General features: G+C 32.9%; 19 protein-coding genes. 7 read left to right on the top strand and 12 right to left on the bottom strand.

The features are described from left to right. Positions 1-23: 23 nt before the first annotated feature. Entirely contained in the window at positions 24-653 is a 630-nt protein-coding gene (locus tag O5633_RS09915) for a DUF3177 family protein (protein WP_269609546.1), read from the bottom strand. Between the two features lie 263 nt (positions 654-916). On the opposite strand from O5633_RS09915, the gene trmB reads away from it, so the two are divergent. Both trmB and O5633_RS09925 read left to right on the top strand, forming a co-directional pair. After that, the gene (gene trmB, locus O5633_RS09920) at positions 917-1,561 is read left to right on the top strand and encodes a tRNA (guanosine(46)-N7)-methyltransferase TrmB (protein WP_269609547.1); all 645 of its coding nucleotides are present in this window, start codon (positions 917-919) and stop codon (positions 1,559-1,561) included. Between the two features lie 77 nt (positions 1,562-1,638). Beyond that, the gene (locus O5633_RS09925; protein ID WP_269609548.1) at positions 1,639-2,211 is read left to right on the top strand and encodes a thioredoxin domain-containing protein; all 573 of its coding nucleotides are present in this window, start codon (positions 1,639-1,641) and stop codon (positions 2,209-2,211) included. On the opposite strand, the gene thyX is transcribed toward O5633_RS09925, so the two are convergent. The 3 genes from thyX to O5633_RS09940 are packed head-to-tail and all read right to left on the bottom strand — an operon-like array spanning position 2,208 to position 4,039. Beyond that, positions 2,208-2,846 carry an FAD-dependent thymidylate synthase gene (gene thyX / locus O5633_RS09930; protein WP_269609549.1) on the bottom strand — a complete coding sequence of 213 codons (639 nt, stop codon included), beginning with the start codon at positions 2,844-2,846 and terminating at the stop codon, positions 2,208-2,210. The two genes, O5633_RS09925 and thyX, sit on opposite strands and share 4 nt — an antisense overlap. A gap of 2 nt (positions 2,847-2,848) precedes the next feature. Next, positions 2,849-3,442, bottom strand: coding sequence for a dCTP deaminase (dcd, locus tag O5633_RS09935; protein WP_269609550.1), 594 nt, complete (start codon positions 3,440-3,442; stop codon positions 2,849-2,851). Further along, the gene (locus tag O5633_RS09940) at positions 3,443-4,039 is read right to left on the bottom strand and encodes a cob(I)yrinic acid a,c-diamide adenosyltransferase (RefSeq protein ID WP_269609551.1); all 597 of its coding nucleotides are present in this window, start codon (positions 4,037-4,039) and stop codon (positions 3,443-3,445) included. 316 nt (positions 4,040-4,355) lie between these two features. On the opposite strand from O5633_RS09940, the gene ntcA reads away from it, so the two are divergent. From ntcA to O5633_RS09955, 3 genes are read left to right on the top strand one after another with little or no spacing between them, the layout of a single operon-like run. Beyond that, positions 4,356-5,087: a global nitrogen regulator NtcA gene (gene ntcA, locus O5633_RS09945; RefSeq protein ID WP_269609552.1), complete on the top strand. Its 732-nt coding sequence runs from the start codon at positions 4,356-4,358 to the stop codon at positions 5,085-5,087. Between the two features lie 55 nt (positions 5,088-5,142). Then, a complete protein-coding gene (locus tag O5633_RS09950) occupies positions 5,143-6,072 on the top strand; it encodes a DUF3084 domain-containing protein (protein WP_269609553.1) in 930 nt (309 codons plus the stop codon). After that, positions 6,069-6,506, top strand: coding sequence for a hypothetical protein (locus O5633_RS09955; protein WP_269609554.1), 438 nt, complete (start codon positions 6,069-6,071; stop codon positions 6,504-6,506). Before O5633_RS09950 ends, O5633_RS09955 begins: the two co-directional genes overlap by 4 nt. Here the strand turns inward: O5633_RS09955 and O5633_RS09960 are convergent. From O5633_RS09960 to psbH, 4 genes are read right to left on the bottom strand one after another with little or no spacing between them, the layout of a single operon-like run. After that, entirely contained in the window at positions 6,490-6,747 is a 258-nt protein-coding gene (locus O5633_RS09960) for a DUF3146 family protein (protein ID WP_269609556.1), read from the bottom strand. The genes O5633_RS09955 and O5633_RS09960 overlap by 17 nt on opposite strands. A gap of 10 nt (positions 6,748-6,757) precedes the next feature. After that, positions 6,758-7,369 carry an aminoacyl-tRNA hydrolase gene (gene pth / locus O5633_RS09965; RefSeq protein WP_269609557.1) on the bottom strand — a complete coding sequence of 204 codons (612 nt, stop codon included), beginning with the start codon at positions 7,367-7,369 and terminating at the stop codon, positions 6,758-6,760. A 53-nt stretch (positions 7,370-7,422) separates the two neighbouring features. Beyond that, positions 7,423-7,638 (bottom strand): TatA/E family twin arginine-targeting protein translocase, encoded by a 216-nt coding sequence (locus tag O5633_RS09970; RefSeq protein ID WP_269609558.1) that lies wholly within the window; start codon positions 7,636-7,638, stop codon positions 7,423-7,425. A 33-nt stretch (positions 7,639-7,671) separates the two neighbouring features. Next, positions 7,672-7,869, bottom strand: a complete 198-nt coding sequence (gene psbH, locus O5633_RS09975) for a photosystem II reaction center phosphoprotein PsbH (RefSeq protein WP_269609559.1) — start codon at positions 7,867-7,869, stop codon at positions 7,672-7,674. Between the two features lie 368 nt (positions 7,870-8,237). Here psbH and O5633_RS09980 point away from each other — a divergent pair, with 368 nt between their 5' ends. After that, the gene (locus O5633_RS09980) at positions 8,238-8,366 is read left to right on the top strand and encodes a photosystem II reaction center protein I (RefSeq protein ID WP_011294252.1); all 129 of its coding nucleotides are present in this window, start codon (positions 8,238-8,240) and stop codon (positions 8,364-8,366) included. A 142-nt stretch (positions 8,367-8,508) separates the two neighbouring features. Beyond that, positions 8,509-10,470, top strand: coding sequence for a DUF3769 domain-containing protein (locus tag O5633_RS09985; RefSeq protein WP_269609560.1), 1,962 nt, complete (start codon positions 8,509-8,511; stop codon positions 10,468-10,470). A 5-nt stretch (positions 10,471-10,475) separates the two neighbouring features. Here O5633_RS09985 and O5633_RS09990 read toward each other — a convergent pair whose 3' ends face one another. Genes O5633_RS09990 through glyA form a run of 4 tightly spaced genes read right to left on the bottom strand, consistent with a single transcriptional unit; the run spans position 10,476 to position 15,058 of the window. Continuing rightward, positions 10,476-11,087: a 3-isopropylmalate dehydratase small subunit gene (locus O5633_RS09990; protein ID WP_269609561.1), complete on the bottom strand. Its 612-nt coding sequence runs from the start codon at positions 11,085-11,087 to the stop codon at positions 10,476-10,478. A gap of 23 nt (positions 11,088-11,110) precedes the next feature. Next, positions 11,111-12,520, bottom strand: a complete 1,410-nt coding sequence (gene leuC, locus O5633_RS09995; RefSeq protein ID WP_269609562.1) for a 3-isopropylmalate dehydratase large subunit — start codon at positions 12,518-12,520, stop codon at positions 11,111-11,113. Between the two features lie 23 nt (positions 12,521-12,543). After that, on the bottom strand, positions 12,544-13,836 hold the full coding sequence (locus O5633_RS10000; protein WP_269609563.1) for a competence/damage-inducible protein A: 1,293 nt from the start codon (positions 13,834-13,836) through the stop codon (positions 12,544-12,546). Further along, positions 13,823-15,058: a serine hydroxymethyltransferase gene (gene glyA / locus O5633_RS10005; RefSeq protein ID WP_269611352.1), complete on the bottom strand. Its 1,236-nt coding sequence runs from the start codon at positions 15,056-15,058 to the stop codon at positions 13,823-13,825. The genes O5633_RS10000 and glyA overlap by 14 nt, the downstream gene beginning before the upstream one ends. Positions 15,059-15,063 lie beyond the last annotated feature (5 nt).

Raw genomic sequence — 15,063 nt, forward strand, 5'->3', positions numbered from 1 at the left:
ATGTAATATTAAAGTTATTATTATTAAAATTTACCGGCGAATCTTCCATTCTTTGGAAATTGAATAATCAACCATTGAAGTAAACCTATTAAATATAATATCAGAGCTGAATATGCAAAAAATGTAGCGATTCCTGTAGTCCAATTACCATCTAAAACAAATTTTATAATTACTTTTGTTGTATTAAATGAATTATATGGAATTTCTCTCCAAGCATCGCAATAGTTCCTATCGACTGAATTCAAGCACCTCCAACTAAATATATGAAGTCCAGTATTTAGTATGGCCCAAAACGACAAAGTCCATCGCCAAATTCTTGTGGTTAATGAAATTGGTTTATAAATAGGCATTTCATCAATTTCTTCATTGAGATCAACCCAAAACCAGATAGACCCCACCATAATTGTGGGTGCAATGAACGAAATTGATTGACCTAATTGACTCTCACCACTAAGGAATAAAAGGTTTATCGCGTATAGACTAGAAACTTTCCAGTAGATTGATAAAAGACGATCAATGGCGCTTGAATTGGAAATTTTAGCCCAAATTAATAGAAATAATGGGAGTCCAAATGCGAAAGTAGCAGCAATTCGATATGAGAGCCATACTAGAATTTGAAATTGAGGTTCAGTCAAGAAAAAAATCTCATTCATATGTATTATCAACCTTAAGGTATTCTTTTTATGGTTATTCTTAATTATTAAAGAGTTTTCTCCACATTTGAAGAAGCCCTTAAGCGATTAATTGATTTTCTTCCATAGATTTATTAATAATTATTAGCCCATAATAACAAAATAAAAAATATAATCCATTAAAAAAAATTTATAATTTTTTCTCTTGTTTATACTTTCTTTTAAAAATTTGAATTAACTTGCTAATATAATAATCTGATTTAATTAATATTAGGTTTATTTTTGTGAGACAGCATGTAAATCCTCTAAGCCAATTTTTTCAGCGACCTTTATCACTTCCAAGTAAGTCTATTCTTTTTAGTAATTCTCATTATCCAATTCATATAGATATTGGATCTGCAAAAGGTGAATTCTTAATTGAATTAGCATCAAAATACCCTAAGTGGAATTTTGTTGGTCTTGAGATAAGAGAATCTCTTGTTAGTGCATCTGAAAGGAAAAGAAAAAAATTAGAATTGAATAATTTAAAGTTTCTATTTTGCAATGTTAACGTAAGCTTACATGAGTGGTTATCAGATTTAGATTATGGTCAACTAAAAAGAGTTACAATTCAATTCCCAGACCCATGGTTTAAAAGAAAACACTTCAAAAGGAGAGTGTTGAAAATAAGTCTTTTAAACTCAATTGCAAGATTTATGGGTAAGGATGGCGAGCTATTCATTCAAAGTGATATATTTCAACTTATAGAATCTATGACTAATGTTATTGATCATAGTAATTACTTTGATAGAAAAGATTTAGATGGATTTAAGTTGATTAATAAGAATCCGTATGATGCATATACAGATAGGGAATTATTTGCTCTTAAGAAAAATTTAAAAATTTACAGGGCAATGTATATTAGAAATAGTTCATTATTCATAAATTAAGTTAATTTATTATTACTCCTATAATATGCTTTTAAATTAAAATTTTTGTATATTATTAGTATAAATAATTATTTCTGATGACTAATAACTCAAAAGTAGATAATGACCTTAGTTCTCTTCAGAAAATCTTTCTAGTTTTTCTTAGTATCTTTTTGGTTATGGGGTTATTTTTTTTTCGAGGTGAGTTTAAATCTAATGCAATGCTTGACCAATTAGCAAAAAACTCCCTTGAACCAGAAAAAGCTTTGTCAAATGGAAGGCCTACAGTGATTGAATTTTATGCAGATTGGTGTGAAGCCTGCAAGGAAATGGCTCCTTACATGGTGAATATTAAAAAACAAAATTATAATAAAGTAGATGTAGTTTTACTTAATGTTGATAATTCTCGCTGGTTTGATTTGATTGAGAAATATGATGTAAATGGTATCCCTAAGTTGATTTTTTTCGATGCTAAAGGTGAATTTAAGGGTTCTGCAATTGGAGTTAGAAAATATAGTGAGTTAAATGAAATATTTATTGCTTTAATTAGTAATTTAGAATTACCTTATTTTACTAATCTATCAAATTCAACTTATTTAATTTCAGGTAATAATTCTAAACAATTGAGTTTTAATAATATTAAATCTGAAGAACCTAGAGGACATGGCTAGTTTAGCCAATTCAAAGCGGATGAAACAACAGGATATTCTTTTGAAAAAATATTTTTGCATTCTTGTGCAATATCCATATGCTCTTTTTGTGTCCCGTGTCCAGTTCTTAGCTTTATGTAGTGAATCCAGGAGCGACATGACCCTGTCATGTAAATTCTGGTAGGTGTAGCAAGTGGAAGTACAAATCTCGCACATTCTTTAGCAATTCCAGCTTCTAGCATTTCTTCATAAAGTTCTTTATTTAGATTGAATTGACGTGCAATTTTTTTGTTGAATTGATTAACAACTTCTTCTGATAAGTCTGAGATGGAATTTTGTCTATTTTTATTATCTTGTCTTCTTAATTCAGGTATAGGTATTTCTCCTAATTGCCTACTATCCGCATAACGTTGAGAGAATTCCTGGAAAGTAAATGAACGATGCCTTAATATTTGTGCAGCAATTCCTCGAGTAGTTTCTATTTGTAAAGTCATATAAGCTTGCTCAAATACACTCCAATGTTCATTCTTTATGCAATATCCTATTAATTTTGTGAAGTCATCATTATCTTGATTTTTTGGATTACTTACTCTAGCAATGTATGCCATGCTTTTTTCAGCATCTGGTGTAGAAGTTATGAATTGAACAAGACTCATATTTAAACTTTTGCTAAAGTTACTCTTTCTTTTTGGTATTGATATTTACCTTTCCTATCACTATAAGTAGTCTCACAAGGATCACCTTCAAAGAAAAGTAATTGACAAATTCCTTCATCAGCATAAATCCTGCAATCTGCTCCAGAGCTGTTACTGAATTCAAGGGTTAGATGACCTTCCCAGCTTGCTTCTGCAGGAGTTGTATTTACTATTATTCCTAAGCGGGCGTATGTGCTTTTCCCAAGGCAAATAACCGTAATATTGGGAGGAACTTTCATTTTTTCTAATGCCACACCAAGTCCGTAAGAGTGAGCAGGTAAAATAAAAAACTTACCATCCTCATCTTCTTTTAAATCTGTGGATTCTAAATTGGCAGGATTAAATTTTTTTGGATTCATTACTGTTCCGGGGACATGTTTAAATATCAAAAATTCTTTCGGTGAAAGACGCAAATCATATCCATATGAGGAGCAACCAAAGCTTAAAACAGGTGATTTTTGTGATTCCGGTTCAAGATGTCGTATTAGTTTTTCTTGAAAAGGTTCAAGCATTCCTAAAGAAGCCTGCTCTGAAATCCAACGATCGTTTTTTAGCATTTAATTGCAGCGTAATTCAGTAATTTGATCAGCCATTTCCATTACTTTAGGTGGGATTGCTGGTCCTGTAAGAATAATATCTGTGGATGATGGTCGATTATTAATCATCGAAATCAAATCATTTTCTTCAATCAAACCAAGGCTAATAGCCATTCCTATTTCATCAAGAACAATTTTATCTAATTTTTTTTCAATTAAACGCGTTTTACAAAAGTCCCATAATTCTTTAATGGCTTTTTCTTCGTATTTTCTTCTTAGAGACAAATTCCCTTCCGATAATTGTTCAGGTATGCAAGTTTCAATAGCTGGCCTTAACCATTCCAGTCTTCCACAAAGATTAATTGCTCCATTTGGTCCTTGATTGACACCACCTCTCAAGAATTGAGATATTAAAACTTTGCTTCCCAATCCTGCAGATCGTAAAGCTTCACTAAGAACAATAGAAAAACTACCTCTAAAAGTAGAAGTGTGGATTTGGACTTGACCTTGTGTCGCAACTAGTTGTAGAGGCTTCCTAAGGGGGGTAGGCCTAAGAGAAGTCTCCGTCAAAGGTGATGACCCCCTCTGTTGAGCATTAATGCTGATTCGTGCATTCATCTCAATTTTTATCAGGATGTCTTTTGATTAATCTAGCGGTATAAAAATTCTAATCAACAAAATCAACACTATCTGTGGTGTATCAAATGAGAATCATTGGGTATCTAAATTTTTATAAGTCTTCAAAATCTGATCAAGGAAAATTTTAAATGTATTTCTTGATACTTTTTTTGAGTGATTTTTATTTTAGAGCCTTGTAAATATAGACTTGTGAGTAAGTTCAGGCTCGAATTGGAGACTTAGCTTGAAAAAAGTCGCCATGGCTACATATCGTTTTTTACCAACTTATTAATCTTCTCTGAACAATAAATTAAATATGGTCACTTCGTATCGTGGCTTTACTCGTTTCAACCAACAAAAGAATAACCAGATGGGTGGTAATTCTTCATCTTCTTTGCCGACAAACAAGACTCTCTTGGAGGTAATTAAATCTCTTGAGGGGGTGTCTACTGAAATAGTAGATAGGTCAAAAACTATTTTTTTCCCTGGTGATCCCGCTGAAAGGGTTTACTTGATAAGGCGAGGTGCAGTCCGATTGAGTAGGGTTTATGAAACAGGTGAAGAAATTACAGTCGCTTTGTTGAGAGAAAATAGTCTTTTTGGAGTTTTATCTTTATTAACAGGACATAGGTCAGATCGTTTTTATCATGCTGTAGCCTTTACTCGTGTTGAACTTGTTGCTGCGCCAGCTACTTCAGTAAGGAATGCAATTGAGCAAGATGCTTCTGTTGGATTACTACTACTCCAAGGTTTATCAAGTCGAGTACTTCAAACTGAGACGATGATCGAAACCTTAACTCATAGAGATATGTCCTCTAGACTCGCAAGCTTCTTGCTTGTTCTGTGTAGGGACTTTGGCGTACCAGGAGAAAAAGGAGTAACAATTGACTTAAGACTTTCTCATCAAGCGATCGCTGAAGCAATAGGTTCAACCAGGGTAACTATTACAAGACTACTTGGTGAGTTAAAAAGTTCCTCATTATTGGCAATAGATAGGAAAAAAATAACTATATTTGATCCGATTGCATTAGCAAAAAGATTTAATTGAAGGCCATTACATACTAAGGTTTAGGAGGTTTGATTAATTCTTCTTCTTTCTTTCTGTGACAGCCTGGCTTAAAATTCTATTACTATTAATCCTAGGTGGAATACTTTCTACTTTGGGAGATCGTTTAGGCAGCAGAGTTGGTAAAGCGCGTTTAAGTATTTTTAAATTAAGGCCAAAAAGTACAGCTATTTTAATAACTGTTTTTACTGGGAGTATTATTAGTGCTATTTCATTTGCAACTATGGTTGTATTTGATAGGGATTTAAGGATTGGATTATTCCAATTAGAGGATATTCGGGAGAAGATTACAGAAAGTGAAAAAGAATTAAAAAAATTAGAAAAAAATTTATATGCTCTAAGAAGTGGAAATGTAGTAATAAGTAGTGGTCAAACTTTAGCAACTAATACTATTAAAATAAATAAAAATAACGATATAAAAAAAATTATAGAAAGTTTATTGCAGCAAGCAAATTTTTATGCTTTTAACTTAGTAAAAACAAATCAATCGAAATATAGAAGAATATTATTAGTTCGGAAAGATGATATTGAGAAGCTTGAAAGTAAAATAGCTGATAATAGAAGTTGGGTGGTGAGTATTAAATCAGCAGGAAATATACTTAGAGGCGAAAATTATGTTTATGCATTTCCCGAAGTCACCTTAAATAAAATAATAACAAGACAAGGAGAAATTATTGCCCTAGAGAATATATATTTATCAAAGTCTGATTCTGAATCAATTAGTAAAAAGATTAATCTTTTACTTGCTTCAACTTTAGCTGAGGTTAGGAGAAGAGGATCATTAAGTTCTGAGTTGAAAATTAATGCTAATCAAATTAATAGTTTAGGTAAATATCTAGTTAAGAGAAAATATGGAGATTTTCAAATTATTGCTAGGGCGCTTGATAATAGTCAAAGTGCAGATAAAGTCTCAATATCATTAGAATTAAAATCTTTAGAAAACAATTTAATAAACAAAACTAAATGAGTTTTTATATATCTATAGATCCTGGAAATAAAAAATGCGGCTTGTTATTGGCTGATATTAAATCTGGAAAAGTTATTGAGGCAGGAATATCTTCATTAAATAATTTCTCTGATCTAGTTTCATTTTGGAATGAACAATACCTGATTAAAAAAATAATCATTGGTGATGGAACGAATTGCAGGTATATAGAAAATGAATTAAAACAAAAAAAAATCGTTAACCTCAAATATGTTAATGAAAGGGGATCAACCTTAAGGGCTAGGTTTAGATATTGGGAAATCTGGCCTCCAAATTATTGTATTCGTTGGCTTCCAAAAGAAATTCTTTTTCCTCCTGATAATCTTGATGCAATTGTCGCATTAATTTTATTAGAAGATTGTTTGAAATATACATTTATTTGGCCTGAAAAAGTAAATATTAAAATTTGGCCCTAACTGTGAAAATGTAATCTCCACCAGATTCAAGTTTATAATCCGCTTTTACTAAATAACGCTCTAAAGCATCTTTTATTAACGCTCTACCTAGTGGAGGTTCTACAAAAAGTTGTCCATGATGAAAGGCCCAAATAAAATTCCATTCAAAATCTCCTGCTCGGACTACACCTTCAACTTTTTTTTGATTAAAGCACTGCTTGTGAATCTTAAGATATGCAGTAGTGGATGGTTTGCTATTCATTTTTCTAAAGTTATATATTTTGAGGCTTAAAAGAATTTAGTCGAGTGGTTATCTTGTCCCAATTATTAGATGTAATTGAATCAATAGAACTAATGATTTCCTCAATGATGAACTTTAATATTGTAAATTCTTCTTTTGAAAATCTACCTAAAACGTGCGAAACAGTTTTAGATTTCCTCTCTTTTTGAATTTCACTAGGCGGACCTATCCCAATTTTTAATCTCTTAAACTCAGTAGATCCAAGATGATTGATAATGCTTTTTAATCCATTATGACCTCCTGAACTTCCTTTAGAGCGTACTCTTATTTTTCCTAGCGGTAGATCCATATCATCTACTAAGACTATTAATTGGTGATTATCTAAATTAAACCAATCCTTTGCTGATCGAACTGATTTCCCACTCTCATTCATATAAGTGTTAGGCATTAAAAGCCTAGTCTTATTAATACCTGATCCATATTCGCAAGTTTTTCCAAAGAGTTTCTTGCTTTCACGAAAGCTGCAATTATTTTGACTAGCAATTTCCTCTAACACCATAAACCCAACATTGTGACGAGTTTTACTGTAATCAGCCCCAGGATTGCCTAATCCAACTAGTAATTTCAAGTCATGAGACAACATATAAACCTTTTTTATTCTAATAGTTGAGATATATCTAATTAGTTTTGGAGTAATTAATTTTCTTTGTCTACATTGTTTTCATTTGAAGACTCGTCTTCTGTCATGGCATTTTTTATTTCACGCTCGAACTCATTAGAGGCGCTTTGAAGACCTTTAAGAGTTTTTCCAATAGTTCGCCCAAGTTCGGGAAGACGTTTTGGACCGAAAATAACAAGTGCTAATGCAGCAATAACTGCTATTTCGGGCAAACCTACCCCAAAAATATTCATGGGCGAATCTCTACTACTCAGAATTTAATCAATTCAGCCGTTCCAGTCGACTGAAAAGCCTTGTAATAAGAGTGACTGGTTATAAATTTGGAGCATAATAACTAGGAAAACTAATAGTAAGGCTCCTATAAAAGCCATTACTGGCACAGCCCCCCAACCAGGAACCACCTTTCCTTGTCCAGAATTGCCAATAGATTTCAGCAAAGATCCAAGTGCTGTTTTTTGTCCCATGTCGTTTCTCTAGCTCAGATTTGTATGAGTCAAGATATTGTATGAGAAGTTGTCCCAAAGGAGAAGAGACTGTAGAAACTTGTGATGGAATGTCCTAAAAAAAATGATATTTGAGAAATATGTTCTGAAATAAGTTGAAAAACTTGGAAAATTTAATAAAAAAAAGAAAAGTTAGAGATTTTTTTGAATTCCAATTTGAATAAATATTGATCTTCCCATAAAAATCCGCCGGTTTTATTGACTTTTCTAGCTTTCCCTAGTGATTAGAATTTATCCAATTTCCAAAAGTCTGTAACACCTTTGTTTTTTTGATTGGAGTTATCGACTTAATAGGATAGGTTTAAGCTCATATTAGTTGGTTCCTATTCATGCTTGCCCTCAAGATTTCCGTCTATACGGTCGTCTTTTTCTTTGTCGGGATCTTTTTATTTGGTTTCTTGGCAAGTGATCCAACAAGGACACCAAATAGAAAGGATTTGGAAAGCCCTCAGGACTAAAAATGACACGCTAATTACTGGACTAAACAAGTTCATGTAATTGCTTTATTAGGTATTATCTTTTCGTTGCTTAACTCATTTGGCGGCGAAAGAAAAATTCTTTTTTCTTATAAACCTTGGATTTCTAGGGTTTGCTAGTTTTTTGTCTTTATTTGATATTGCTGTTGGCAAGGAGAATTCTTTTGGAAATTTAGAAAAATCAAAACTTTATGACTTTTCTGTTGGTACTTTAATTAATAGCTCTAAAAAATTACCTATAGAAAAATCAAAAGTAGAAAATATATTTTTAACTTTAAAGATTTTTTCTGATCAACAATATGACATTGATCAGAATATTTATCTAGCCGAGGGTAATGTTAAGGCTATTGTAAATGGGGGAGTATTAAGATCTGACTTTCTAAAATATGAAAAATCAACAGGTATTTTATCTGCTCAGGGAAATATTAGATTCAATAAGGGACGCCAATATCTTAGAGGTAAAGAATTTCAATTTAATTTATTAAATAAAGAAGGATTTATTAAAGATGCATTTGGGATATTAGATATTAAGAATGTATTAGATGATTTGAGGATTCATTCAAATTCAGGAGAATTTTTAGAGAAAAATAGATCTATTAATAAATTAAATTTAGATGGAGAAAATGCTTATGATGATGGTATTGAATTTGTTTTTGGAAATATTAAACTACCGCAAAATAAAATCACGAGATCTAATAAATCAAAAGGTTCAATTAATAGTTGGAGATTTAAATCTGACTTAATAAATATTCAGCAAAATGGTTGGAAATCTAATAAAATTAATTTTACAAATGATCCATTCGATCCCCATCAGATTACTTTTGAAGGAATAGATGTTATTGCAGAAGAAGATGATGATGAATTAGTTATTACTTCTTCTCAAACCAATCTGATTTTTGAGGGTAGAACTAAAATTTTCTTAGGTAAAAGAATATTTGGAGCTAAGAATAAAAAGAGAAACAAATTTGATTTGATTTTAGATGCTAAAGATCGTGATGGATTAGTTTTAATTAGAAGAAGCAATACTACAAGAATTAATAAAAATCTTAAACTAAACTTACAGCCTCAATTTTTAATTAATAGAGCTATTTTAGGAAAAACAAATAGTTATAAAAATAAAAAAAATAATGATAGAAAATCTATTCATTTTTCTGATTTATTAGGTATGAATTTAAAACTAAATGCAAATTATAATGATTGGATATTTGATAGTGAGAATGATTTAAGCACACTAAATACAAATAGGATTTTTAGTGGACTGAGGCACACGTCTTCTTTTAGAAAGTATTTTAAAATGCCTGTTTTGGATGATATAAATTTTAATATTTTCACTAATTATAGATCTAGAGCTTGGAATGGAACTATTGGAGAGACTGAGATAAAGAATGCATATGGTGGATATATTGAAAAGTCTCATAATTTTAAAGCTGGTGAGGTAATAAACAACTTAAACATACGATTAGGAACCGCTAAATACGAAGCAGAAAAACTTGAAAATAGTGACATGGTTAATCTTTGGCGAGCTAGTATTTTTTCTTCTTTAGATAGTGAATATCAGATATGGAAGGGCAATAAAAACAATCTTGATCAAAAGAAAGAAATGCCTTTATCTCCTGTTTTGATAAACCCCGAATTAGTTTTCAGAACTAATATAAATGCAGCCTATTTTAAATATGAAGATGATAGTGATCAGGGCTTTATTAAGTTTAGTTTTGGTCCCGAAATTAGATTAGGGGAATTACAAAATAATTTTCTTGATTATACAAAACTCTCTGTTATGCCAGGTGTAAAAATTAAATCTGGGAATAGTCCATTTAAGTTTGATAATGCAATTGATTTGAAAACACTTAATTTCAGTTTAATGCAACAAATATATGGTCCAATAATCTTTGATATTTTTTCTAACTTAAATATCGATAATAATTCAGAAAAATATGGTGAATATTATGATACTAAGTTAGGAATTTTATGGCAAAAAAGAGCATATGAGTTTGGAATTTATTATCTTCCCGATACTTATGGAGGTGGATTATATTTTCGTATAAATGGATTTGATTTTGATAATTCTGTAAAAGCAGCTTTTTAGATTTTTTATTGAAAATTATTCAGATAAGGTAGTTTTCTGAATGTATCCTTGATTCTGTCCTCTTCATCTAATAATTGTGAAGTCGCATCCCATTTTCCTGATAAAAGCATTTTATAAGCTCCTTCTTCAAGATCGAGTTTAAAAATTTCTTTTTGATTAGAAATTGAAAGTCCCTGAAGATTAAAATCCCAAATTTCATTGGAGTTTTGATTAATTCGGTTTTGTAATTTAGTGATTTCTTGTTTTGAAGACGTCATGCAAGGTATCCCAAGTGCAAGACAATTACCAAAAAAAATTTCAGCGAAACTCTCTCCTATAATTAATCTTATTCCCCATCTCATAAGAGCTTGTGGTGCATGTTCGCGACTTGAACCGCAGCCAAAATTATCATTAACAACAAGAATATTGGCTCCTTTATTTTGCTCGAGATCAAATGGGTGATTCCCTTTGAGTTCTTCTCTGTCATCTGCGAACACTTGTTCTCCTAATGAGGAAAAACTCACACATTTGAGAAACCTTGCAGGAATAATTCTGTCAGTATCGATATCATCGCCTTTAATTACCAAGCTTCTTGCCTTAATTGATTTGATTTCACCTTTTGGAAAATCCTGTTTCATCGATAAAAAATTTGTTTGTAGTTTTACTCTTGGAGTAATTTTCTTACATCAGTAACCTTCCCATTTATTGCAGCAGCAGCAACCATGGCTGGACTCATCAATAGGGTTCTTCCACTAGCAGAACCTTGCCTGCCTTTGAAATTTCTATTGCTTGAGCTAGCACTTATTTGTCTTCCTTCTAATTTGTCTTGATTCATGGCTAGGCACATTGAGCAACCGGGCTCTCTCCATTCGAACCCTGCCGTAAGGAATATCTTATCTATTCCTTTTCGCTTGGCCTCCTTAGAAACCTTTTGGGAACCAGGTACAACAAATGCTCTAATTCCAGTAGCGACTCTGTGACCTTCAACAACTTTAGATGCCTCTTGGAGATCACTTAATCTTCCATTTGTACAGCTTCCTATAAAGCAAACATCAATTGATGTTCCTTCTATGGGTTGTTCAGGTTCTAGATTCATATATTTGCAAGCATCTTTAGCTATTTGTTGCTCATTTTCTGGAAGTTTCTCAGGATTTGGAATTTTCTCTTTGATTGAAATGCCTTGACCAGGAGTTATACCCCAAGTAACTGTGGGTTCTATAGATGATCCATCCAATTGAATCTCATCATCGAATTTCGCTTCTGAATCACTCACCAAACTTTTCCACCAATTAATAGCTTTATCCCATTCTTGATCTTTGGGAGAAAATTCTTTGCCTTTAAGATATTCAAAAGTAGTTTCATCTGGATTGATATATCCACATCTTGCACCTCCCTCAATAGCCATGTTGCATATGGTCATTCTTCCTTCCATTGAAAGTTCTTTTATTGCAGGACCAGCAAATTCATAGGCAAATCCAACTCCACCTTTGACTCCAAGAAGACGAATGATATGAAGAATAAGGTCTTTTGCATAAACTCCCTTTTGCAATGAACCATCTACCCATATCCTTCTTACTTTTAATTTTTTCATTGCCAAACTTTGGCTAGCTAAAACATCTCGCACTTGACTTGTTCCAATTCCGAATGCAATCGCTCCAAATGCTCCATGGGTTGAAGTATGTGAATCTCCGCAAGCCACTGTCATCCCAGGCTGGGTTAATCCTAATTCTGGAGCCATAACATGAACTACTCCTTGAGAATGGCTTCCAATTCCGTGAAATTTTATTCCATGAAATTTGCAGTTTTTTTCTAAAGTAGCCAGCATTTCCTCTGCGAGAGGATCACTGAATGGACGCTGCTGGTTAAGTGTTGGAACTATATGATCAACCGTTGCAACTGTTAGATTAGGGAATTTGACTTCAAGATTTTTTTCATTAAGAGCCGAAAAAGCTTGAGGGCTTGTGACTTCGTGAATCAAATGAAGACCAACAAAAAGTTGCGTTGATCCACCAGGTAGTTTTTTTACCTGATGGAAGTTCCAAACTTTGTCGTAGAGGGTTCCAGAACTCAACTTTCAAATCCAATAATTAGGACTCAGCTTTCCATGAGTATAGATAAACGTAATCTATCAAGAGCATTTAAAACGCTTAATTTTTGAATATCTTCTCTTGTCTTATTAGATCCAAATCTTTCTTCCCACGAGATAAGGGTTTTTGGACTCTTAATACAAAAATTGACTAGTCCAACTGGTTTTAATTTGCTTCCTCCATTCGGCCCTGCAATTCCACTGACAGATATAGCCCAGTTAACTTTAAATTTTTTTTGAACACCTTGCGCCATTGATTCAACTACTGGTTTTGAGACTGCACCATAGGTATTAATTATTTCCTCAGGCACACCTAATATTCTTTCCTTGATTGAATTGTTATACGCGATGACACCTCCATAAAAAATTTTTGAGGATCCAGGGATTTTTGTAAGTTTAGAACCTATCCCGCCTCCAGTGCATGATTCTGCAACAGCAATAGTTTCTTTTCTTTTCAGTAATAATTTAAATACTAATTCTTCAAGAGTTTCATTATCTACACCAAAGCATTTTAATCCAGTGATTTGAGTTATTTCTTTTTCAATGGGTTGTATCAATTTATTAGTTTCTTCTGAATTATCTCCTTTTGCTGTGATTCGTACCTTTACTTCTCCAGTGCTTGCATAAGTTGCAACAGTAGGGTTTTTTTCTTTCAGTAAATGTGTAATTTTGTCTGCTAATGATGATTCACTTATACCCGTAAAATGCAAGACTTTACTAGAGATTATTTTTTTTGAAAAATTATTATTAATTAACCATTTTGCTGCTTGATTTATCCACATTTCTTTTAATTCACTAGGAACTCCAGGGAAAGTAAGAATTGTAAAATCATTCTTTGGACTCCATATGATACCTGGTGCTGTACCTGAGTAATTTTTTATGATTTTAGACCCTTTTGGTACTAAGGATTGTTTCTTTTGACTTTCAGATAATTTACTATCCTTATTTCTTAATTTATTTTTCAAATCAATCAAAATATCATTTCTTTCTTCTAATGGTGTATTAAAAGTATCAGCAATTACCTTCGTTGTGATATCATCAGGTGTCGGTCCAAGCCCACCAGTTGTTATTAAAATTTCAGATCGATTAGATGCCTCAAGTATTGCTTCTTTTAATCTGTCAGAGTTATCTCCGATAACCGTTTGTCTGAAATGTGGAATACCTAAAATTGCTAATTGTTCAGCTATCCATTGAGAATTAGTATTAACAATATTTCCTAGCAGTATTTCGCTACCAATGCATAAGATCTCTGCTCCAAATTGATTTTTATTGTTAATACTGGCTTCTTTAAATGTTTTCACTGTATAAAGGAAACTTATTGCAAAGTTCAGATACTTTCCTGATTGATTTTTCCTTTATTTTTTCATCATTAGGGTTAAGCAATCTATCTGCAATGATATTCCCAACATCCTCAAAGGCTTGTTCATTAAACCCCCTAGTTGTAAGAGCTGCGGAACCTAGCCTTAGCCCACTAGTAACAAATGGTGATTCGGGGTCAAAAGGTACAGTATTTTTGTTTGCGGTTATCTTGATATCACTAACTAACTGATCAGCAACTTTACCTGTCATACCAATACTTCTAAGGTCAAGAAGAACTATGTGATTATCAGTCCCTTTACTGACAATAGAAATGCCTCTTTTTTGAAGTTGATTGGAAAGAACTTTTGCGTTTGAGAGTACTCTTTGGCTGTAGAGCTTGAATGCGGATTCAGAAGCTTCTTTGAATGCCACGGCTTTGGCTGCTATTACATGTTCTAAAGGACCTCCCTGGGTGCCTGGAAAAACAGCCTTATCAAGCTTTTTCCCAAGCTCTTCGTTTTTTGAGAGAATTAGTCCTCCCCTTGGCCCTCTAAGAGTTTTGTGAGTGGTTGTTGTAACTACATCACAATATGGGATTGGACTTGGGTGAAGACCACTTGCCACTAAACCAGCAATGTGAGCAATATCAGCCAATAAATAAGCATTTACTTCATCAGCTATTGATCTAAAAGCCTGGAAGTCAATTTTTCGTGGATACGCAGAGAATCCACAAATAATTAGTTTTGGCTGATTTTCAATCGCTTTTTTTCTGATTGCATCCATATCTAATATTTCGGTCGTTTTATCAACTTCGTAGTGACATGTCTTAAACCATTTGCCACTGACATTTACAGGTGAACCATGTGTGAGGTGACCTCCATGAGATAGGTCCATTCCCATGATTTTGTCACCAGGCTTAAGAAGGCTTAGAAAAACTGCAAAGTTAGCTTGAGCTCCGCTGTGTGGTTGGACATTTGCCCAGTTGGCACCAAAAAGGTTTTTTGCTCTATCTATTGCTAATTGCTCAATTCCATCAATATGCTCACATCCTCCGTAATAGCGCTTATTGGGGAGACCTTCAGCATATTTATTTGTTAGGACTGAGCCCTGTGCTTCCATTACAGCCTTTGAGGCGAAATTCTCACTTGCAATTAGTTCTAAATGTGTTTCTTGTCTTGATAATTCATTGTTTATTAATTTCGCAATACTTGGATCACATTCCATCAAAG

This window comes from Prochlorococcus marinus str. MIT 1013 (assembly GCF_027359395.1).
Taxonomy (GTDB): domain Bacteria; phylum Cyanobacteriota; class Cyanobacteriia; order PCC-6307; family Cyanobiaceae; genus Prochlorococcus_B; species Prochlorococcus_B marinus_E.

Coding starts and splice junctions, on each gene's coding strand:
- ntcA (WP_269609552.1), top strand. CDS start 4,356: ATGGTCACTTCGTATCGTGGCTTTACTCGTTTCAACCAACAAAAGAAT.
- O5633_RS09980 (WP_011294252.1), top strand. CDS start 8,238: ATGCTTGCCCTCAAGATTTCCGTCTATACGGTCGTCTTTTTCTTTGTC.
- O5633_RS09990 (WP_269609561.1), bottom strand. CDS start 11,087: ATGAAACAGGATTTTCCAAAAGGTGAAATCAAATCAATTAAGGCAAGA.
- O5633_RS09960 (WP_269609556.1), bottom strand. CDS start 6,747: ATGAATAGCAAACCATCCACTACTGCATATCTTAAGATTCACAAGCAG.
- O5633_RS09970 (WP_269609558.1), bottom strand. CDS start 7,638: ATGAATATTTTTGGGGTAGGTTTGCCCGAAATAGCAGTTATTGCTGCA.
- pth (WP_269609557.1), bottom strand. CDS start 7,369: ATGTTGTCTCATGACTTGAAATTACTAGTTGGATTAGGCAATCCTGGG.
- O5633_RS09940 (WP_269609551.1), bottom strand. CDS start 4,039: ATGAATGCACGAATCAGCATTAATGCTCAACAGAGGGGGTCATCACCT.
- O5633_RS09955 (WP_269609554.1), top strand. CDS start 6,069: ATGAGTTTTTATATATCTATAGATCCTGGAAATAAAAAATGCGGCTTG.
- O5633_RS09925 (WP_269609548.1), top strand. CDS start 1,639: ATGACTAATAACTCAAAAGTAGATAATGACCTTAGTTCTCTTCAGAAA.
- O5633_RS09915 (WP_269609546.1), bottom strand. CDS start 653: ATGAATGAGATTTTTTTCTTGACTGAACCTCAATTTCAAATTCTAGTA.
- dcd (WP_269609550.1), bottom strand. CDS start 3,442: ATGCTAAAAAACGATCGTTGGATTTCAGAGCAGGCTTCTTTAGGAATG.
- psbH (WP_269609559.1), bottom strand. CDS start 7,869: ATGGGACAAAAAACAGCACTTGGATCTTTGCTGAAATCTATTGGCAAT.
- thyX (WP_269609549.1), bottom strand. CDS start 2,846: ATGAGTCTTGTTCAATTCATAACTTCTACACCAGATGCTGAAAAAAGC.
- glyA (WP_269611352.1), bottom strand. CDS start 15,058: ATGGAATGTGATCCAAGTATTGCGAAATTAATAAACAATGAATTATCA.